The organism is Vibrio sp. V09_P4A23P171, from assembly GCF_963875615.1.
Classification (GTDB): Bacteria; Pseudomonadota; Gammaproteobacteria; order Enterobacterales; family Vibrionaceae; genus Vibrio; species Vibrio anguillarum.
This window is the reverse complement of sequence record NZ_CAWNMR010000004.1, coordinates 16,347-36,673: the sequence shown is the minus strand read 5'-3', so window position 1 is coordinate 36,673 and position 20,327 is coordinate 16,347. Positions and strand designations below refer to the sequence as shown.

The following is a 20,327-nucleotide window of genomic DNA, read 5'->3' as shown; positions in this document are numbered from 1 at the left end:
AACTGGTATACTTTGCACTTTCGTATCACGCACCCTTGCCTAGTTAAGCTTTGGCACCGACTAAAATGGAAACGTAATGAAAAGCACACTGTATGCTGGCGCTATTTGCGCAGCAACTCTATTCACTACGCCTGCAATGGCTGCAGATCAAGAGCTTTATTTTTACAACTGGTCTGAATATATCCCCCACGACGTTCTCGAAGATTTCACCAAAGAGACAGGAATTAAAGTCATTTACTCAACCTATGAGTCTAATGAAAGCATGTATGCCAAGTTAAAGACTCAAGGTTCCGGCTACGATCTTGTCGTGCCATCCACCTACTTTGTTTCTAAAATGCGTAAAGAAGGCATGTTGCAGGAGATTGACCACGCTAAGCTTTCTCATTTTGCTGATCTTGATTCTAACTATCTCAATAAATCGTTCGACCCAAACAACAAATTTTCTATCCCTTATATCTGGGGCGCAACGGGGATTGGTATTAATACCGATATGCTTGATAAATCACTGATCAAAAACTGGGGCGACTTATGGGATGCCAAGTGGGAAGGTCAGTTGATGATGATGGACGATGCTCGTGAGGTGTTCCATATTGCACTGAGTAAGCTTGGTTACTCACCTAATACGACGGATCCTGACGAAATTAAAGCGGCCTATGAAGAGCTTAAAAAACTGATTCCAAACGTGTTAGTGTTCAACTCCGACTTTCCCGCAAACCCTTTTTTAGCGGGTGAAGTTTCTTTAGGTATGTTATGGAATGGCTCGGCGTATATGGCCCGCCAAGAAGGCGCTTCAATTGACATTATTTGGCCAGAAAAAGGCGCGATTTTCTGGATGGATAGCATATCCATTCCGGCTGGGGCCAAAAACGTTGATGCGGCTCATAAGATGATTGATTTCTTATTGCGTCCTGAGAATGCAGCAAAAATCGCATTAGAAATTGGTTACCCAACTCCCGTTAAAACAGCCTATTCACTGTTACCCAAATCTTTCGCCAATGATCCTAATATCTTCCCTCCACAATCTGTGATGGACAGCGGGTTTTGGCAAGATGAGGTGGGAGACGCGAATGTATTGTACGACGAATACTTCCAGAAGCTCAAAGTAAATAATTGATCATATTCAATGTTTAGATAACACGCCTACTCTAGGCGTGTTTCTTTTTTGGCATTTCTAACCCTAATATCTCTTCCACTAACCGCGGAACTTCAATACTGGCTTTACCGTAGCGTTTTTCCTCAAACTCACTTTCAACCGCACTCGGTTCTAAGTTGATCTCAATGGTGTGCGCACCGTGCATTCTGGCATCATGAACAAAGCCTGCAGCAGGATAAACAACGCCCGATGTACCGATAGAGATAAAAAGATCAGCCGTCTCGAGTGCTGAATAAATATCGCCCATGCGCAGTGGCATTTCGCCAAACCAAACAATATGAGGTCGCATTTGAGCTGGAATTTGACAGCAATGACAAAGCTCTCCGCTCAGAATGTCGTCTTTATGCTCTATTACTTGGTTAGAAACGCTGCAGCGTGCTTTAAGCAGCTCACCGTGCATATGAATCACCTGTTTGCTACCACCCCGCTCATGAAGGTTATCAATATTCTGCGTAATAATCGTTACGTTTCCCTCTAGCTCTTGCTCTAATTTACCAAGCGCGATGTGGGCGGCATTAGGTTGTATTGGTTCAGATTGGAGTTTTCGACGACGCTGATTATAGAAATCCTGTACGAGATCGGGATCACGTGCGAAACCTTCAGGGGTCGCGACATCCTCTATTTTATGGTTTTCCCATAACCCATCTTGGGCACGAAATGTTTTAATGCCTGATTCCGCTGAAATGCCTGCCCCCGTGAGGATCACGATATTCTTGTAGGGGAAATTCATACTATGTCCTTATTGCACGCTTTTTTGCTAGCTTAGCACCGATGCAATAACAACAGTAGTTTTGAGGGTTAGACCATAGTATAAAATGGCCATTGATTGCTTATTTTCTGTGACATAAACCGAGCTATGAACTAGACCGAAGTACTCCGCGACTTCGGTCTATATGTAATCAATCTTCGTTAATGGCGGAGATTTTATGGATAGCCAAATCCGCGCCGTTAAATTCGTCTTCTTCAGATAAACGCAATCCAGTCAATACATTGAGAGAGCCATAAACGATTGCGGCACCTAATACTGCCACTGAAATACCCAATAAGGTTCCTAGTAGTTGAACGGCGAGGCTGACACCACCTAGGCCGCCGAGTGATGATTGGCCAAAAATACCAGCGGCAATCCCGCCCCATGCACCACAAACACCATGTAATGGCCATACACCTAATACATCGTCTATTCTCGTTCGGTTTTGTAGTTGAGTGAACAACCAAACAAATAAAGCACCCGCTACCACTCCCGTCACTAAGGCACCCAGTGGGTGCATCAAGTCCGATCCTGCACACACCGCGACTAATCCCGCTAGAGGACCATTGTGGATAAAGCCAGGGTCATTTTTTCCGACAATTAACGCTGCTAAAATACCACCAGTCATGGCCATTAAAGAGTTCATCGCGACTAATCCACTAATTCCATTTAATGTTTGCGCTGACATGACGTTAAAACCAAACCAGCCCACACAAAGAATCCACGCGCCCAATGCTAGGAACGGAATGTTGGATGGAGCAAAGTTGGTGTGCTTTCCTGCACGTACTCTTCCCTTACGCATTCCTAGAAACATGACGGCGATGAGTGCAATCCATCCGCCGACCGCATGCACGACCACAGAACCAGCGAAATCGTGAAAAGCAGCACCGAATTGAGCTTCAAACCAGCTTTGCACGCCATAATTGCCATTCCAAATCATTCCCTCAAACAGCGGATAAACAAACCCAACTGTGAAAAAAGTAGCAATGAGAATGGGGTAAAACCGAGCGCGCTCGGCAATGCCTCCAGAAACGATAGCAGGAATAGCGGCGGCAAACGTCAATAGAAAAAAGAACTTAACTAGATGATAGCCGTTCCCTTGGGCAAGGGTTTGTGCATCAGCAAAGAAATGAGCGCCGTAGGCTATCCAGTAACCGATAAAAAAATAGGCGATCGTAGAAATACCGAAATCGGCGAGAATTTTTACCAGCGCGTTCACTTGGTTCTTTTTACGCACAGTCCCCACCTCAAGAAAGGCAAATCCGGCGTGCATTAAAAACACCATGATTGCTCCGAGCAGCAAAAATAGCGTATCAGAACTTTGAGTCAGGGCTTGTACGGCACCTTGAACCTGACTTACGGTTTGAGTCATCTTAGTGATTCTCCATTGAAATGTTGTGCACCAATCCTGTGCTACTTGATTATTTTCTCACCAATATAGTGAGTTATTGGTATTGAACAGCCTTAAAGCAAAATACATTCCAAAATAAACAAATGAATCAATAACTTTTCAATATCAAATAACTTATTGAAATAGAGTGAATTATATAAATATCAAGGGAGTTGTTGCATGATGGAAGAATAAACGCATTCATAAGAAGCGCACCAAATTGGAACGTGTGCTCCATTTCAATGCACTCTATTTTTGGCTCGTTCCAGATTGCAGGCATTAAAAAGGCCTCCCGCAGGAAGCCTTTTCTTAAGAGTAAACCGTGGATCAGTTTACGCCACGAGATTTCAAGAATTCAGCATAAGTGCCTTTGAAATCGGTCAGTTTGTTATCACGAATTTCAATGATGCGCGTTGCCAGTGAGTCCACAAATACGCGGTCGTGAGATACGAAGAACAGAGTCCCTTTGTAGTTCTCCAACGCCGTGTTGAGCGATTCGATCGATTCCATGTCCATGTGGTTGGTTGGCTCATCCATCAACAGCATGTTTGGCTTATGCATCATTAGTTTACCAAGCAACATACGACCTTGTTCACCACCAGAGATGACCTTAACAGATTTCTTGATGTCATCTTGGCCAAACAACATGCGCCCTAAGAAGCTGCGGATCACTTGCTCGTCATCCCCTTCTTGACGCCATTGGCTCATCCAGTCAAACAGGTTCATATCTTCGGCAAAATCGTGCGCGTGATCTTGAGCGTAGTAACCAATGTTCGCGTTTTCAGACCATTTATAGCTGCCGCTACGAGGCTCAAGTACACCTGCTAAGGTGTTAAGCAGTGTTGTTTTACCGACGCCGTTTTCACCAATGATCGCTACGCGTTCGCCTACTTCAAAAATGGCATTGAAGTTACTGAACAGATCGTTTTCAAAACCTTGGCTAAGGTTTTCAACTTCTAACGCGTTGCGGAACAACTCTTTCGATTGTTCAAAACGAATGAAAGGGTTTTGGCGGCTAGACGCTTTAACTTCGTCCAATTGGATCTTGTCAATCTGCTTAGCTCGTGACGTCGCTTGCTTCGCTTTAGATGCGTTCGCAGAAAAGCGTGCAACGAAAGTTTGCAGTTCAGCAATCTGTGCTTTCTTCTTGGCATTATCAGAGAGCAGACGAGCACGCGCTTGCGATGCCGCTGTCATGTACTCGTCATAGTTACCCGCGTAAAGACGTAGTTCACCATAATCCAAGTCAGCCATATGTGTACATACGCTGTTTAAGAAGTGACGGTCGTGCGAGATGATGATCATGGTGCAGTTACGTTGGTTTAGCGTATCTTCTAGCCAGCGAATGGTATCCATATCCAAGTTGTTGGTTGGTTCGTCAAGCAGCATGATGTGTGGTTCAGCAAACAAAACTTGCGCCAATAGCACACGCAGTTTCCAACCTGGTGCCACTTCGCTCATCAAACCAAAGTGCTGTTCAAGAGGAATGCCCACTGCAAGCAACAATTCACCGGCTTTAGACTCGGCCATGTAGCCGTCCATTTCCGCGAATTCAGTTTCGAGATCCGCAACCTTCATGCCATCTTCTTCGGTCATTTCAGGCAGAGAATAGATACGGTCACGTTCTTGTTTAACTTTCCACAACTCTTTGTGGCCCATGATTACCGTGTCGATAACCGTGAACTCTTCGTAAGCGAATTGATCCTGATTCAGTTTCGCCACACGTTCGTTAGGATCATAGCTAACGTTACCACTCGAAGGTTCAAGCTCTCCGCTTAGAATCTTCATAAATGTTGACTTACCACAACCGTTAGCGCCAATCAGGCCATAGCGATTACCTTCGCCAAACTTAACGGAAATGTTTTCAAACAGAGGCTTTGCGCCAAATTGTTGAGTGATATTCGCGGTGGAGATCAAAACCAGTACCTTAATAAATGTGAATTGTATAAAAAACTGCGCAACGTTACTTGTTCAAGGCTCGAACTGCAAGCGATGTTTTTGTTTCACTGCCCTCGTAGTGCGAGTAACTCGCTCATTTAATGCCTACCTGCCACTGATCATAAGTTTCGAGAGAGCAATCACATCCCCTGCGCTGGTTTTTGATACTTATTGATACATCTGCGACTCTCACTGCAAACCTATAGGATACCCGTATGATTTCAGTTGCTTTGGTGGATGACCACCTCATGGTTCGCTCTGGTTTTGCACAACTGTTATCGGTTGAACCAGACATTCATGTCCACAGTGAGTATGGTAGCGCGCGCGAAGCATTTCGTGCGCTGGTGAACGCTTCTATCGATGTGGCAGTTATCGACATTTCAATGCCCGACGAAAGTGGGCTTGTGTTGTTAGAGAAACTGCGCCGCGCTCAGCCGGACTTTAAAGCCATCATTCTCTCTATTTATGATTCAGCGTCCTTTGTCAGTAAAGCGTTAGAAGCTGGCGCTTGTGGTTATTTATCAAAACGTTGTGGGCCTGGAGAGTTAGTGAGCGCCATTCGTACCGTGGCTAATGGTGATCGCTATTTGTGTGCCGATGCCTTAATTAACCTAAGCAATGCTTCAGGTACGCCATCTGTCCTTGAAGGGTTAACTAAACGCGAAAGAGAGGTGTTTAATCACCTGATTTTAGGCAAAGACGTCAAAGAGATTGGTTACGATTTATCAATTAGCCACAAAACGATTCACGTGCATCGGGCAAATATTTTAAGCAAACTGGGGCTTACCAACAATGTGGATCTCATCCGCTTTGCTATTACTCACCAACTGTTGGTTAACGAGACGTTATAGAAGCGACTATGCATTTTCATCACCGATTTTCTGAAGCTTTACCTCGGTTGTCTCTCTCCTCTGGCTTTGGCTATGCATTTGCATGCGTTTTGTATTCAATTGGTTGGTTTTGTTTATGGAACATCAGCCGCTACTTAACTCCTGATTTATTGCTGGCTGGTCTGTTTTTGCCCACAGGCTTAAAGCTGGCCACACTCGCTCTTGCACCACGTCGTTTTTGGCTTGGGATCACTTTATGCGAAATGGCTATAGTGGCGTTGCTCGGGCATGTGTTGGCTATCGCTGCTCATGAATATCTATTACTGCTGTTTGCATTGATCGCTTATTGGCTGGCGATTGCCTTTCAATCTCTCTGGACATCACTGCACGTTTATTGGAAAAAACTGTTGGCGCTTACCGGGTTGACGGTCGTTTACGGCATCTTATGTGGGAGCTCGGTTTTGCTGTTGGTCAAACCGCTCAACCTCGAACTGCATTACGTGGCACAAGCGACCGTTTCAGCTCTGACCGGCGGTATACTGCTCACTCCGTTCTTATTTCTCCTGTACGATTATCTACATCAGCAGATCTGGAGACCACTGTCACCCGATCTTATTCATCAGGACGTAACACTTCGCCCCTCTGCGTTGCTGTGGTGTTTGCTTTTTTTTAGTGGCGGATTGATCGCGGAGTTAACCTTGCTAGAGCAGCTCAAACCGATCGCCCTGCTCATTTTCCTGCTTCCCAATATTTTTATGGCTTATAAATACGGTTGGCAAGGCGGCGTATTGGCTAGCCTAATGAACAGTATTTTGCTTGCTACGGCACGGCAAATGACAGGTTCATTTGAATCCGATATTGAACTACAAAGTTTTATAGCGACGCAGGCTTTTGTTGGTTTAGGGCTTGGTATTGCGATTAGCCGTCAATATTTCTTGGCGCAACGCTTAGCTAAAATTAACCAAAAGCTGGCAATCGAACTCGCGAACAAACAGCAACTGGCTCGGCAATTAGTCAAGGTTGAAGAGCAAATCCGAAAATCAGTTGCACGCGAACTGCATGATGAAATTGGCCAAAATATCACCGCGATACAGATCCAATCCATGCTCGCTAGTCGCTTGGCACAAAATGAAAAACAAACCAACATCGCTGAGACGATCAACACGCTCGCGCTACGAATTCACTCATCGACACGTCAATTATTAACCGATCTTCGCCCTCATGCGCTTGATGAGTTGGGGCTTGAGAGCGCAATTCGGCAGCTTGCAAGTGAAATGAAATTTGCGGAACGACACGTCGATTTTCGTCTGAATTTCGGAATTTTTGCAGAGCGTTTAGATGACATTACGGCCGTTACACTGTATCGAATTATTCAAGAGCTGCTTAATAACGTGTGCAAACATGCACAAGCATCAGCCGTGCAATTAAGCCTTGTTCCCGGTGACATGTTCAGTGTCGAGCTGCGTGATAATGGCATTGGTTTAGCTTCCGATTGGCGCAGCAAAGGCCAAGGCTTACTCGGCATCGAAGAACGCGTCAGCGCACTGGGTGGCACATTTTTAATTGAATCGCAGCATAGCCAAATACCGCTTGGGACGCGCATAACTGTTAACTTGCCCACAAAACCGCTCACAATATCAACAAACTAGGAAAATTTCCTAGTCACTTATAACTTTGTCTCATTCATTTGGTGAATCACTCCGATACCATCTCTTAGCACTAGGGAGAAACAAAGCATGCTGGGTTTTCTGATTTCAAAACCGACATCAGCACCTATAGAACCACAGGACATTGATGCAACCTATCGTTACTGGCGCTTGCATTTAATGTTATCGATGTACGTCGGCTATGGGGTGTTTTATTTCACACGCAAAAGTCTCAATTTTGCCATGCCTGCGATGCTCACTGATCTCGGGCTTGAACATTCCGATGTTGGTCTGCTTGGTACGCTCTTTTACATGACCTACGGTTTGTCAAAGTTTGTTTCTGGCATGGTCAGCGACCAATCAAAACCGAGTTATTTCATGGGTTTGGGGCTGGTTGCAACGGGCGTGATCAATGTGCTGTTTGGTTTGAGCTCTTCCCTAGCCGCATTTACCGTGCTTTGGACATTGAACGCTTTTTCCAAGGTTGGGGATGGCCGCCGTGCGCTAAATTGCTCACCACTTGGTATTCCCGATCTGAACGTGGGTTTTGGTGGTCTATCTGGAACACTTGCCACAATTTAAGTGGCGCACTCATTCCGATCAGCATTGGTTTTATCGCTGTGACTTTTGGTTGGCGGTACGGATTTATTGCACCGGGTTGCTTGGCGATCATCGTTGGTTTAGTGCTCTGCTTTCGCATGCAAGATAAGCCCACAACGTTAGGGTTACCTCCAGTGGGTGAGTGGCGTAACGATGAATTAGAAAAGCGCCATGAATCTGAAGGTAAAGGGCTGCCATTTCGCCAAATTTTAAGTCGTTACGTGCTAGGGAATAAGTACATTTGGCTGTTATGTAGCTCTTATCTACTGGTGTATGTGGTGCGTATCGCGCTAAATGATTGGGGTAATTTATACCTCACTGAACGGCATGGTTATGAGCTTTTTTCGGCCAACGCTGCCGTATCGATGTTTGAAGTCGGAGGATTTTTAGGATCGCTATTTGGTGGTTGGGGCTCGGACAAATTTTTTAAAGGCAATCGAGCGCCGATGAACTTGATTTTTGCGCTAGGCATTTTCATTTCAGTGGCCGCGTTATGGCTAACACCGATTGACAACTTTGTGGTGTTGTCGGGCTGCTTCTTTTCCATCGGATTTTTTATTTTTGGTCCGCAAATGATGATAGGAATGGCCGCCGCTGAATGTTCGCACAAGGATGCGGCTGGAACCGCGACCGGTTTTGTCGGCTTATTTGGCTATCTTGGTGCAGCGTTAGCCAGTTACCCATTGGCTGTCATTATTGAACAATTTAGTTGGGAAGGATTTTTCAGTGTCATTACCCTCTCAGCCGCACTGATTGGATTACTGATTTTGCCCTTTTTAAAAGCGCAGCAGCGTGCAGGGAATGCCGTCACTATGTCATAACCTTTCCTCACGTTGTTTTCTGATTTCGCTGTGTCATGCAGCAAAAACGAAATCACAGGAATGTGATGAAACTTAACGCTGCCCTACGTCTACGTTAAGTAATGAAAATAACAAGAGGAAACAGACATGAAAGATAGATTACCTCGCAGTGTACTTGCTACCTGCATTCTCGGTGCTTCGCTTGCCGCGCCTCAAGCATTTGCTGAAGGCCGACTCGTGGTTTATTGCAGTGCCACTAACGCCATGTGCGAGACAGCGACTAAAGCCTTTTCTGATAAATATGACGTAAAAACCTCTTTTGTTCGCAATGGCTCTGGCAGCACGCTGGCCAAAATCGAAGCAGAGAAGAAGAACCCACGCGCGGATGTTTGGTATGGCGGCACGTTGGATCCTCAATCACAGGCGGGTGAAATGGATCTCTTACACGCTTACCAATCCCCGCAGCTTGAATTCATTATGGATGGATTTAAAGATCCAGCGAAACGCAAAGGGAACTACTCTTCGGCCGTTTATATGGGTATTTTAGGTTTTGGGGTGAACACTCAACGTTTGGCTGAAAAAGGATTACCGATCCCGCGCTGCTGGAATGATTTAACCAAACCTGAATACAAAGGAGAGATTCAAATCTCTGACCCACAAAGTTCGGGGACTGCCTATACCGCATTAGCCACCTTCATTCAACTTTGGGATGAAGATAAAGCCTTTGATTATTTCAAAGCACTCGACAAAAACGTCTCTCAATACACAAAATCAGGTGTTACCCCTTCACGTAACTCAGCGCGTGGTGAAATTGCGATTGGTATTGGTTTTTTGCATGACTACTCACTCGAACAATCGAAAGGAGCACCGCTGGAGCTGATTTCGCCTTGTGAAGGTACAGGTTATGAAATTGGTGGTGTGAGCATTATCAAAGGGTCGCGTAACCTTGATAACGCGAAACGGTTTGTTGACTGGGTCATGTCAAAAGAAGGACAAGAGCTGGCATGGAAAGAAGGTCAATCTTTCCAAATTTTAACTAACACTCAAGCGGAACAATCCCCCAACGCCCTCGACCCTAAAAAGTTAACCTTGATCGATTATGACATGGATACCTATGGGTCCTCTGATGAACGTAAACGATTGATTAATAAGTGGGTTAATGTTGTAAAAATGGGCGAATAGCCAACGCATTCCCTTGTCTTAGCCTCGATGGGCAGTGCCTACTGCCCTTTTTATAAAGCCAATACCAGGCTTATCACCGTGTGGCTACAAATAACTTTGGTACAGAAAAATGAATGAATTTACAGCAGGCACTGCACCACATCGGCCGCTAAAAACCTCGCATAGGGACCCGATTTTTTATTGGATCCTGACGTTATTGTGTGCGTTTGTGCTGTTGCCCTCTTTTGCACTTGATTACGGAGTGTTTGATTCAACATCGCAAGAGTTTTATGCCGCTATGGGTTGGAGCCGTGCCAATATTTCTTGGTTATGGTTTGCGCTTCCGGGTGTACTTCTCATTCGCCCTTGCTATGCAGGTAATAAGTACGCCAAACACCGTCACTATTTTGATATCGGTTATTCAGCGGCATGCATGTTTTTCGTGTTGGTCAGCTCTTGGTATACCCAGCAAGGTTTAGGTTATTCAACCATTGCACTATTTATTGCCTTAAGTGCTGTCATGACATTGGCATTGGCTCGTCTTGAGTTTTTGGGCGGTGACAGCTTCGTGATTGGTGCTCTGATCTCGATTATTCTCTTGATCACGATTTTTATTATCTTTCCGAGTATCGCCATCTTTGTACCGATGTTCCAAGATGAAATGGGGAACTTTGTTGCGTGGCAATTCATTGAAATTTTGAGCCGAGCGCAGATCATACAAATTGTTTGGAACTCCGTACTGCTTGGCGTATCTGTGGGTATAGGTGCCACTTTCTTTGGTTTGATCTTTGCTATCTATACCACACGCATTGCCACTCGCTCCGCTTTCATTGCGCGAATTTTTTCTATTCTTCCCATTGTGACTCCCCCTTTTGTCGTTGGGCTTGGGGTGACTTTAATGCTTGGGCGCTCCGGTTATATCACCGAACTCATGGTGGATTGGTTTGGGTTACAACAGACAAACTGGCTGTATGGTTTTACAGGCATTTGGATGGCACAAGTGCTCGCCTTTGCTCCTATGTCATTCATGATTTTAGATGGCGCGATGAAATCCCTACATCCATCACTGGAAGAGGCGTCCTACACACTTCGAGCCAATCGTTATCAAACTTTTTTTAAAATTGTCATGCCATTGCTCAAACCTGCTTTGGCCAACAGTTTCTTAATCATCTTTGTCCAATCACTGGCCGACTTCAGTAACCCGCTTGTACTTGGGGGCAGTTTCGATGTGTTAGCCACTCAGATTTACTTCTACATCGCAGGAGCTCAATTAGATTACGCTTCCGCCAGCACACTTGGGGCCGTCTTGCTGCTATTTTCATTGGCGATCTTTGTTGTCCAATATCTGTGGATAGGAAAGCGTTCATACGTCACCATTTCCGGCAAATCATATCGTGGCGATGTGCAAGCGCTGCCTACCTTACTTAAACATACGGTTTCGGCACTGCTCTATTTTTGGATGGCATTTAACATCTTGCTTTATGGTAGCATCATCTTCGGCAGCTTCACCGTGAACTGGGGTGTAGATTACAGTTTAACGCTTAAAAACTATATTCATCTGTTTGGCATGGGAATGAGTGAAGGTGCTTGGCCATCACTTATCACGACGATGATTTATGCCGGCGTTGCAGCGCCATTAACCGCCTTCTTTGGTCTGTTGATTGCGTATATCGTTGTCCGTCAGCAATTTTACGGTAAGAAAGTGATTGAGTTTGCAACCATGCTTTGCTTCGCCGTTCCGGGCACGGTTGCGGGGGTATCTTACATTCTTGCATTTAATGATGCGCCTATTTACCTCACCGGTACCGCGGCCATTGTTGTGATTTCCATGGTGATGCGTAACGTGCCAGTAGGCATTCGCGCAGGTATTGCAGGGCTAGGCCAGCTTGATAAATCGCTCGATGAAGCGTCACTCAGTTTGCGGGCTAACTCCTTTAAAACCATTACTCATATTCTGTTACCGTTATTACGACCAGCAATTCTCTCAACACTGATTTACAGCTTTGTTCGAGCAATGACGACCGTCAGCGCCATTATTTTCTTGGTGACACCAGAAACACGGGTGGCAACGTCTTACATCCTGAATCGTGTAGAAGATGGTGAGTATGGCGTTGCGATCGCATATGGCTCGATTTTGATTGTTGTGATGTTGGCTATTATTTTAATTTTTGATTTTATCGTTGGCGAGGCACGTGTTTCTCGTTCTAAAGCCAATAACCAAGAATAACCATTGGAGATATCACCATGGAAAATGAAAACTTTGTTGTTTTAAAGAATGTCTGTAAGCGTTTTGGCGATAAAACCGTCATTGGTAATTTGGATTTAGAAATCAAAAAAGGCAGCCTTGTAACACTGCTCGGCCCTTCAGGATGTGGAAAAACGACCGTGCTGCGTTTGGTCGCAGGGCTCGAAAAACCAACCAGCGGCCAAATTTTTATTGATGGTGAAGACGTCACGAGTACCTCCATCCAGCAACGTGACATCTGCATGGTGTTTCAATCTTACGCTCTGTTTCCTCACCTTTCCTTACATGACAACGTAGGTTACGGCCTAAGAATGATTGGCTTGAGTAAAGATGAAGTAAAACAGCGAGTGGATGAAGCCTTGAAATTAGTCGATTTAGAAGGCTTTGGAGAACGTTACGTTGACCAAATTTCAGGAGGTCAGCAACAGCGAGTAGCGCTCGCTCGCGCGTTGGTGCTTAAGCCTAAGGTATTGCTATTCGATGAGCCGCTCAGTAACTTGGACGCCAATTTAAGACGCAGCATGCGTGAAACTATTCGAGAGTTGCAACAGCGTTTTAATATCACCTCTTTGTATGTGACGCACGATCAGGCGGAGGCCTTTGCCGTTTCTGATACTGTGATTGTGATGAAAGATGGCGACATCATGCAGCAGGGCTCACCAACTCAACTGTATAAGCACCCAACCTCGATGTTTATGGCCAACTTCATGGGCGAAGCCAATATTTTTGAGGGTCAATATGATGGTGAATACCTGATCATCAATGGCTATAAGATCCCTGCTAATGATGACAGTGTCACGGCTTTGCCTGCGGGGAATTATCAAATTGGTGTTCGACCAGAAGCTATTTTGCTCTGCGCGGACGGTGATGCCTGCCAACAGTGTCAAATTACCAGTATTGCTTACATGGGGTCGATGTATGAAGTGTTGGTTAAATGGCACAACAAAGAGCTGTTACTGCAACTCAACTCGTCACAATTTGACCCCAGTTACGCTGATCACCCTTACCTGACGATCAACCCCGTGGGGTTATTCCTACTACCTGAAGATGCTTAATACTGCCTAGCTTGACCAAACGCCTCCAAACTAATGGAGGCGTTTGTGTCTTAGTGAGAGCAATGAACAACTTAACGAGAGCAATGAAAAAGATCCACCCGCGCAAGTGAGATTGGTTATAATCATCAGCCAGTTAGCACCAAGGCATGAGTTGGGTTATCATCCTTACCTTGGTTTGTCGCCACTAAAAATGGGCGAGTGATGCTCAATCAATGAGTTTAACTTGTCTGTACGGCGCTCTTCTCATCGCACAATTAAGAGACATTTCATGTTACTTCCCACACAAACAAGTTGGGTTATTTTAGCGGGTGGGCAAGCCAGCCGTATGGGTGGACAAGACAAAGGGCTGATTGAACTCAATGGCCAACCTTTGATTCAACATGTCATGAATAAGCTTAAGCCGCAATCTACTAACCTGACGATTAACGCTAATCGTAACCATGCACAGTATCGTCAGTTTGCGCCTGTCATTTCCGATACCATGGCTGATTATCCCGGTCCACTCGCTGGAATTCAGGCAGGGTTAACCCATGCACAAACCGATTGGGTCGGATTTGTCCCTTGCGATTGCCCGTTGATCAATGACGATCTTGTTGCGCGTTTTTGCCATGCAGCTCAAGACTCGCATGATATTTTAGTCGCCCATGATGGTCACTTCGCTCAACCCGTATTCACCCTTATTCACCAACGTGTGCTGCCAACACTGACTGCATTTTTAGAACGTGGCGAGAGAAAAATCACCCGTCTTTATCAAGAATGCCACACAGATTACGTTGACTTTAGCGACTCGCCAAACTGCTTTTTGAACCTCAACACGCCTCAAGATCTGGCACAATTTGGAACTTTGACATCATGAAATATCAAGCGCCTTCATGCCCTTTACTTGGTTTTGCGGCCTACTCTGGCACAGGAAAAACAACCCTGCTTGAAGCTTTGTTGCCCAAGTTAAGGGCAGCAGGCCTAACATTAGGCGTACTTAAGCACGCGCACCACGATTTTGATATTGATAAACCAGGTAAAGATAGCCATCGGCTGCGTAAAGCGGGGGCAAGCCAGATGTTAGTTGCATCGCGCTATCGTCATGCCATGATGACTGAAACGCCAGAAGCCGAACCCGATTTCGAATATCTTTTATCTCGCTTTGATTGCGATAAACTCGACGTAATTTTAGTTGAAGGGTGTAAAAACCTCACCTTTCCAAAAATTGAATTGCACCGTGCTGAAGTAGGTAAACCTTGGCTATATCCAAATGATGAAAATATCATCGCTATCGCCGCGGATGAAGTTGTGAAAAGTGCTTTACCACAGATGAACATCAATGATCTCGATGCAATAGCGGCGTTTGTGATTGAATATGTACAGCGTTGTAAATGAAATATCCTGCGCTATTTCGGTGGTGAAAGCGTGACAATTATCCCACTTAAAGGCAAAATCTAGCCCATTACATGTTGGTTAGTCATGTTTAAGCGCTACCAACGCCCCCATTTTCAATCGGTTGATAGTAAGCGATCAGCCTTTGTTTATTTTCCCGAAATTGGGAATGACGATTTTAGAGAGATGATCATGGCTCGCACCATTTTGTACACTTACAAAAATGAAGATAAAACGCTGACTTTTTCTTACGAAAAGCATCACAACATTCAAGAAGCAGTAGCCGAAGCAGAAGGTATTGATATTACTGATTTTTTAAAAATGGAACAGCAGCTGGAAATGATTTCTGACGCAAAAGCGGTACGCAATTACCGCGATAACCACTTTAAAAAGTTAGGTTTTAGCAAGCTAACACTGCAACAAAAAGAAAACGTAGGTGTGGGTAAAAAAGGCGCTAACACCAAATAAACAGAACTTAGGTTAAAGAGTTAACTTTTGACTGATATAAAAAGGGCCCGTTTGATTATAGGCCCTTTTTGTTTGATTTTATGATTTGATATTAAGGAAAGCCGCACCACGTACGCCGCCTGAATCACCATGTTTTGCTTTGATGATCTTCGGACATTTCGCGACAGAAAGCAGGTATTTCGGTACGCGTTTAGGCATCTCTTGGTAGATCAATTCAAAGTTTGATAAACCGCCACCGAGTGCAACAACGTGTGGGTCATTGGCTGTGAAAATGTTGGCAAAACAGATGGCAAGTAGTTCCATAAAGCGCTCAACATGCTCAACGGCTTTCGCTTCACCTGCTTCATTGGCATGAATGATATCAATCGCTTTTTTGTGCTCGCCATAATAGTGCTCGTACAATAGCTCAAAACCGCGGCCAGAGAGATAACTGTCTAAGCATCCTTTCTTGCCACAACCACAGCCGAGCATCGGCGCGTTATCGCCAAGATGTAACCATGCATCAAGAGGCAGACGCATATGACCAAACTCCCCCGCGACGTGGTTACGACCAGAGAACACTTTCCCTTCATAGATAAGGCCGCCACCAAAACCTGTGCCGAGAATTAGGCCCATAACCGAAGGCTCATTTTTCAGCTCATCGTCCCATGCTTCAGAAAGCGCAAAGCAGTTTGCATCGTTTTCAATCTTCACGCTGCGGCCAATTTTTGCTTCTAAATCAGCGCGTAACGGCTTGCCTTTTGCAGCAGGAACGTTGACGGTTAATACCGTAGCATCATCAGCATCTTCCATACCTGGTAGGCCAAGGCCTATTTTACCTTCCACACCCAATTGCGCGTCATATTTACTCACCAACTGCGCAATGGTTTCAACTAGCAGATTGTAGTCGTTTGTTGGGGTAGGAACGCGCTCCGTTGCTACGCGTTCTAACTTCTCATTAAACGCACCAAACTCAATTTTAGTGCCACCGACATCAAAGCCGTAGTACATGCAATCTCTCCTAAAATTTGCTCATCAATGAGCTAAAAATAAAACTTTGGGCATTATCCACAGAGCTCAGCCTACAATCCGTGACCGAGTACCAATTTATCTGGTCTATAGGTTCGATTGAACAATTACTCATCACCGAATCGATCAACTTTAGAGTCACGTCTCGCTTTGCTGCTGGTCGATGAAACGTTTCAAGACTGGCCTGCTCAAATCATGCTTTAGGCGGGTTTTGCTCAGCAAGTAACTTTCCCGAAACACTTCAAACCATTGGCTTAATAGCAGAGAGGCTTGATGCTCACCCACTTCAGCCAATACCAATGACGCCACTTCAGCCGTTGATAAATGCTGCTCATTATCAGATTTACGCATCATATATTGCGATACGCTTTTAGGTGCGATAGACATCACCGGAAGCGCATCCAAATAAGGTGATTTACGAAACATTCGTCTTGCCTCGCGCCAGCTTCCATCAAGTAATATCAACAGTGGTTTGCGTTTATCGTGCGCGCTGGGAGGGCTTTGTATTACTCGAGGCTTTTCATCCACATACTCTTCGGGAAAAATGACGACTGGTTGATAAGCGGGATTATTCAACAGTGCTAGCATTTCCGCGTGAGGTTCGGTGCGATTCCACTGATAAACGTAAGTTTCTTTAATCACATCGGCAATTAGTCGACCAGTATTACTGGGTTTAAACACTTCACTTTCAGAAACCAGCAGTAATACTGCGATATCCGTATCCATATCCGGTTGATGGCCGCATAAGCAGTATTGCGTGGCGACCTGACAATAGGCGCAACGTTCAACTTTCGCACCACGAGCTTGAAAAGGTTTGGTCGATAACGCTAAGCGATGTTGGAACAAATGGTTAAATGCGTGGATTCTCATAAATCAGGGCGGCAAGCTGGAAAGTGCTGCCGATTGTACTTACAGTACAAGCAGATTCCTAGCACAAGACCATTGAAGATGAGCCATTAAGCATGAACCTGAACCCTGAATTGATCCGTTTGAGCGTATTTTTCACTGTATTTATGCTTTGTGCGCTGTGGGAATGGTCTTGCCCACGTAAAACACTCACCCAAAGTAAAGCCACTCGCTGGCTGAATAATTTAGGTTTGGTTGGTTTAAATAGCGTGTGCTTATCGCTATTGATGCCAGTGTTAGCCATTGAAGCGGCTTATTGGGCGCAGCAAGACTCGATTGGTCTTTTTAATTGGGTGGATTTACCACAAGTGGCTGAAATTGCGCTGTCAGTGATTATTCTTGATGGCGTGATTTACGCCCAGCATGTGCTTTTTCACTTCTCTCCTTGGTTATGGCGTTTACATCGCATGCACCACGCTGATCAAGATATTGATGTGACCACTGGCTCGCGGTTTCACCCATTCGAAATGATTCTCTCTTTGTGGATCAAAATCACTTGCGTGATCATTTTGGGTGTCAGCCCATTCACGGTATTGATATTTGAGGTTGTGCTCAATGCGAGCGCGATGTTTAACCACAGTAACGCAAAATTACCGTTGAAAATGGACCGTTGGCTTCGCTGGTTGGTGGTGACACCTGACATGCATCGGGTGCATCATTCTGTCATTGTGCGAGAAACTCACTCCAATTTTGGTTTTTTCTTGTCATGTTGGGATCGGCTATTTCGTACTTATCGTGCGCAGCCAGAATTGGGCCATAAGCAGGTCATTATCGGCCTACCACTCTTTCGAGAGAAGCGTGAGCAGTGGTTGGATAAAATGCTTACCCAACCATTTAGAAAAAAGTGACAACGTCATGAAAATACAGAAATTCGCACTGGATAAGCTAGTTGAGCGTATATTTATGCAACATAGCCTGCTGTTCACCCGCAACTTCAGCTACCTGCTCTGAACTTTCGACCATGGCTTCAAGCTGTAATTTGGTTTGCTCACCTTGCGATGAAACATGGCTGATAGATTGGCTTACATCGGCCGTCGCTCGCTCTTGCTCTTCTGTTGCAACGCTTATCTGCTCAACTCGAGCACGAATCTGTTCCACTGCTTTTTCTATCTGCTCAAATGTTGTTTTGACTTCTTGACTCGATTGCAGCGCATTACTCATCTCTTGGCGCGAATCCGATACCGCTTGACGAGAGCGCTGCGTTGCATTGGTGAGTTCATTCATCATGTCTCGGATATTGGTGGTTTGCTGTGATGTATCGCTGGCCAATTTGCGTACTTCATCGGCTACAACCGCAAAACCGCGCCCTTGTTCGCCAGCTCTTGCCGCTTCAATCGCGGCGTTCAACGCCAGTAAGTTGGTACTGTCAGCAATACCGCTGATCATATCCACCATCTCGCGAATTTTCTTCACGCGCTGGTCAAGCTCGTGCATTGCTTCATCGTTTAAATGCAGTGTATTTTCAAGAGATTCCAAGCGAACACGGTTTTGTTCCACTACTTTCACCCCTTGCGTAGAAAACTGGCTGGCAGCCACTGATTCTTCATAAGATTCACTGGTCACAAGCGCGATACTCCGAATCGCCGATTCCAACTCACTCACGGTGGAAACCATGTTAACCAACGAATCATTTTGTGCGGCTAAACTGCGGTTGGATTTATCGGCTGCATCGTGACTGGTTTCGGCATTTTGGTAGAGCATTTCACAATTGCGCGTTACGGTAGAAATTGAATATTTTGTTGATTCAATAACTTGGTTTAGTTGTAGAGCAACTTCTTTAAATTCACTCGGGCCAATCAAGCGAGCGGGTTGAGAAAAATCGTGTTGAGTTAATAATGCAAGCTTGGCCAATAAGTTATTCAGCCCCAGCTTTAGCCAGTGGCGTAACCCTAGCCATGCAAGTAAAACCAAAGCGACCAGAATAATGCCGCCAGTATATTGTACTTGCTTAACCATTAGCATTGCGTCATGAACCACGTTCTCACTATGTTTGATCAACTCACTTGCGGTGGCAGAAATCGTATTTAGCAGTGCTACCGTGTCTTTGGCTAGCTGCGCAGCTTGTGCCATTTCTTGTCGCTGCTGCTGTGCTTGCTCAATTTTATTTAAGATCAGTGCTAAAATGCCATGCTCAACAAAACCCGCTTTAACCATTTCATAAGGTGCCGTCAGGCTCGCAAACTCCATAACATCAGGATGCCACTCTTTAAAATCATCAAAGGCTAGCTCAATTCCCGCCATGCGATTACGGATTTCCTTAAATTGCACTTTGGCCTGTTCAGGATCGTTTTGCATCATTAACAGTAAGAAGGTACTTTCCATCGAACTTGCACTGGCAATAAAGCGGTTAGCCGCATCCATCGATTCCGGGTTATCTAATGCGAGAAATGAACTGATCCGGTTCATCTCCGGTCCAATGGAGCTTAATCCGTAACGAAACGCGGTGGCGGCGTTATCGATAGCATTCTGCTGTTCAAGCAAAGAGGCCTGCGTTGATAAAATAGAATAGGTGAGCTGCTGAAATGCCGCACTTTTGCTGCGTAACGACACTTGATGATCTTGAGTAATCGCGTTACCGATACGAGTAGCGATGGAGAAAAGCTGGTCAGTAAGTTGGTCAGTCTGCTGGTTTAAGTGGCTTAATTGCTGGTTTACCGCTTCTAATTCTGCCGATTCCGTTGTGCGGATGCCATCTCCGAGAGATTGTACTTGTTCTAATATATTTTGCGTCAACCTTGCATTATTTAATGCCAAAGGTAGTGTTTGTTCAGACAATCCAGAAAACTGTAGCCCTACCTTATCGATGCTTTTTAAACTGGTGATGGATAAAAGGACCACCAGTAACGTCATCGTGATGAAAATGGCACTGATGGTTTGAATCAACGACAGTGAATGTCGATTATTTATTGAGGAATTCATGATAAATGCAACTAAGTGATTAGAGAATGTGTTAAGGCTCAACCATAGTAGGAATGCAATATTTCAAAAATGTTTCAGTTACATTTCAT

The 20,327-nt window shown here is 45.1% G+C and carries 15 protein-coding genes and 2 pseudogenes; 11 read left to right on the top strand and 6 right to left on the bottom strand.

Going from position 1 to position 20,327, the window contains the following annotated elements:
• Positions 1–76: 76 nt before the first annotated feature.
• Positions 77–1,114: an extracellular solute-binding protein gene (locus tag AACT23_RS01865; RefSeq protein WP_094127609.1), complete on the top strand. Its 1,038-nt coding sequence runs from the start codon at positions 77–79 to the stop codon at positions 1,112–1,114.
• 31 nt (positions 1,115–1,145) lie between these two features.
• Here AACT23_RS01865 and cobB read toward each other — a convergent pair whose 3' ends face one another.
• The 3 genes from cobB to AACT23_RS01850 all read right to left on the bottom strand — a co-directional run bounded on the left by cobB (position 1,146) and on the right by AACT23_RS01850 (position 5,208).
• The gene (gene cobB / locus AACT23_RS01860) at positions 1,146–1,883 is read right to left on the bottom strand and encodes a Sir2 family NAD+-dependent deacetylase (protein WP_017050505.1); all 738 of its coding nucleotides are present in this window, start codon (positions 1,881–1,883) and stop codon (positions 1,146–1,148) included.
• Positions 1,884–2,052: 169 nt separating this feature from the next.
• Positions 2,053–3,273: an ammonium transporter gene (locus AACT23_RS01855; protein WP_019281009.1), complete on the bottom strand. Its 1,221-nt coding sequence runs from the start codon at positions 3,271–3,273 to the stop codon at positions 2,053–2,055.
• Between the two features lie 345 nt (positions 3,274–3,618).
• Positions 3,619–5,208: an ABC-F family ATPase gene (locus AACT23_RS01850; RefSeq protein ID WP_017042874.1), complete on the bottom strand. Its 1,590-nt coding sequence runs from the start codon at positions 5,206–5,208 to the stop codon at positions 3,619–3,621.
• Between the two features lie 236 nt (positions 5,209–5,444).
• On the opposite strand from AACT23_RS01850, the gene AACT23_RS01845 reads away from it, so the two are divergent.
• The 9 genes and pseudogenes from AACT23_RS01845 (at position 5,445) to AACT23_RS01805 (ending at position 15,405) form a co-directional block, all read left to right on the top strand.
• Complete coding sequence (locus AACT23_RS01845; RefSeq protein ID WP_088732421.1) at positions 5,445–6,080, top strand: response regulator; 636 nt, start codon at positions 5,445–5,447, stop codon at positions 6,078–6,080.
• Between the two features lie 8 nt (positions 6,081–6,088).
• Complete coding sequence (locus AACT23_RS01840) at positions 6,089–7,708, top strand: MASE1 domain-containing sensor histidine kinase (RefSeq protein ID WP_094127606.1); 1,620 nt, start codon at positions 6,089–6,091, stop codon at positions 7,706–7,708.
• An 87-nt stretch (positions 7,709–7,795) separates the two neighbouring features.
• A pseudogene (gene uhpC, locus AACT23_RS01835) lies at positions 7,796–9,126 on the top strand (MFS transporter family glucose-6-phosphate receptor UhpC).
• A gap of 126 nt (positions 9,127–9,252) precedes the next feature.
• Positions 9,253–10,287, top strand: a complete 1,035-nt coding sequence (locus AACT23_RS01830; RefSeq protein WP_013856874.1) for an ABC transporter substrate-binding protein — start codon at positions 9,253–9,255, stop codon at positions 10,285–10,287.
• A 109-nt stretch (positions 10,288–10,396) separates the two neighbouring features.
• On the top strand, positions 10,397–12,493 hold the full coding sequence (locus AACT23_RS01825; RefSeq protein ID WP_026027999.1) for an ABC transporter permease: 2,097 nt from the start codon (positions 10,397–10,399) through the stop codon (positions 12,491–12,493).
• Between the two features lie 17 nt (positions 12,494–12,510).
• On the top strand, positions 12,511–13,566 hold the full coding sequence (gene fbpC, locus AACT23_RS01820) for a ferric ABC transporter ATP-binding protein (RefSeq protein WP_017044718.1): 1,056 nt from the start codon (positions 12,511–12,513) through the stop codon (positions 13,564–13,566).
• Between the two features lie 268 nt (positions 13,567–13,834).
• Entirely contained in the window at positions 13,835–14,422 is a 588-nt protein-coding gene (gene mobA, locus AACT23_RS01815; protein ID WP_026027998.1) for a molybdenum cofactor guanylyltransferase MobA, read from the top strand.
• A pseudogene (mobB, locus tag AACT23_RS01810) lies at positions 14,419–14,931 on the top strand (molybdopterin-guanine dinucleotide biosynthesis protein B); the annotation flags it as partial. The gene mobA and the pseudogene mobB, both read left to right, overlap by 4 nt.
• A gap of 198 nt (positions 14,932–15,129) precedes the next feature.
• The gene (locus tag AACT23_RS01805) at positions 15,130–15,405 is read left to right on the top strand and encodes a DUF2960 domain-containing protein (protein WP_026027239.1); all 276 of its coding nucleotides are present in this window, start codon (positions 15,130–15,132) and stop codon (positions 15,403–15,405) included.
• Positions 15,406–15,483: 78 nt separating this feature from the next.
• Here AACT23_RS01805 and nagK read toward each other — a convergent pair whose 3' ends face one another.
• Both nagK and AACT23_RS01795 read right to left on the bottom strand, forming a co-directional pair.
• Positions 15,484–16,395 carry an N-acetylglucosamine kinase gene (nagK, locus tag AACT23_RS01800; RefSeq protein ID WP_017047631.1) on the bottom strand — a complete coding sequence of 304 codons (912 nt, stop codon included), beginning with the start codon at positions 16,393–16,395 and terminating at the stop codon, positions 15,484–15,486.
• Between the two features lie 156 nt (positions 16,396–16,551).
• Positions 16,552–17,283, bottom strand: a complete 732-nt coding sequence (locus AACT23_RS01795; protein ID WP_094127603.1) for a tRNA-uridine aminocarboxypropyltransferase — start codon at positions 17,281–17,283, stop codon at positions 16,552–16,554.
• A 92-nt stretch (positions 17,284–17,375) separates the two neighbouring features.
• Here AACT23_RS01795 and AACT23_RS01790 point away from each other — a divergent pair, with 92 nt between their 5' ends.
• Complete coding sequence (locus tag AACT23_RS01790; protein ID WP_094127600.1) at positions 17,376–18,167, top strand: sterol desaturase family protein; 792 nt, start codon at positions 17,376–17,378, stop codon at positions 18,165–18,167.
• Positions 18,168–18,204: 37 nt separating this feature from the next.
• Here AACT23_RS01790 and AACT23_RS01785 read toward each other — a convergent pair whose 3' ends face one another.
• Positions 18,205–20,280, bottom strand: a complete 2,076-nt coding sequence (locus AACT23_RS01785; protein WP_094127597.1) for a methyl-accepting chemotaxis protein — start codon at positions 20,278–20,280, stop codon at positions 18,205–18,207.
• Between the last annotated feature and the right edge of the window lie 47 nt (positions 20,281–20,327).

Bases quoted from the DNA above. Each gene is read 5' to 3' on its own strand.
- cobB (WP_017050505.1), bottom strand. From the start codon at position 1,883: ATGAATTTCCCCTACAAGAATATCGTGATCCTCACGGGGGCAGGCATT.
- mobA (WP_026027998.1), top strand. From the start codon at position 13,835: ATGTTACTTCCCACACAAACAAGTTGGGTTATTTTAGCGGGTGGGCAA.
- AACT23_RS01845 (WP_088732421.1), top strand. From the start codon at position 5,445: ATGATTTCAGTTGCTTTGGTGGATGACCACCTCATGGTTCGCTCTGGT.
- AACT23_RS01790 (WP_094127600.1), top strand. From the start codon at position 17,376: ATGAACCTGAACCCTGAATTGATCCGTTTGAGCGTATTTTTCACTGTA.
- fbpC (WP_017044718.1), top strand. From the start codon at position 12,511: ATGGAAAATGAAAACTTTGTTGTTTTAAAGAATGTCTGTAAGCGTTTT.
- AACT23_RS01825 (WP_026027999.1), top strand. From the start codon at position 10,397: ATGAATGAATTTACAGCAGGCACTGCACCACATCGGCCGCTAAAAACC.
- AACT23_RS01865 (WP_094127609.1), top strand. From the start codon at position 77: ATGAAAAGCACACTGTATGCTGGCGCTATTTGCGCAGCAACTCTATTC.
- AACT23_RS01855 (WP_019281009.1), bottom strand. From the start codon at position 3,273: ATGACTCAAACCGTAAGTCAGGTTCAAGGTGCCGTACAAGCCCTGACT.
- AACT23_RS01795 (WP_094127603.1), bottom strand. From the start codon at position 17,283: ATGAGAATCCACGCATTTAACCATTTGTTCCAACATCGCTTAGCGTTA.
- AACT23_RS01805 (WP_026027239.1), top strand. From the start codon at position 15,130: ATGGCTCGCACCATTTTGTACACTTACAAAAATGAAGATAAAACGCTG.
- AACT23_RS01830 (WP_013856874.1), top strand. From the start codon at position 9,253: ATGAAAGATAGATTACCTCGCAGTGTACTTGCTACCTGCATTCTCGGT.
- AACT23_RS01840 (WP_094127606.1), top strand. From the start codon at position 6,089: ATGCATTTTCATCACCGATTTTCTGAAGCTTTACCTCGGTTGTCTCTC.
- nagK (WP_017047631.1), bottom strand. From the start codon at position 16,395: ATGTACTACGGCTTTGATGTCGGTGGCACTAAAATTGAGTTTGGTGCG.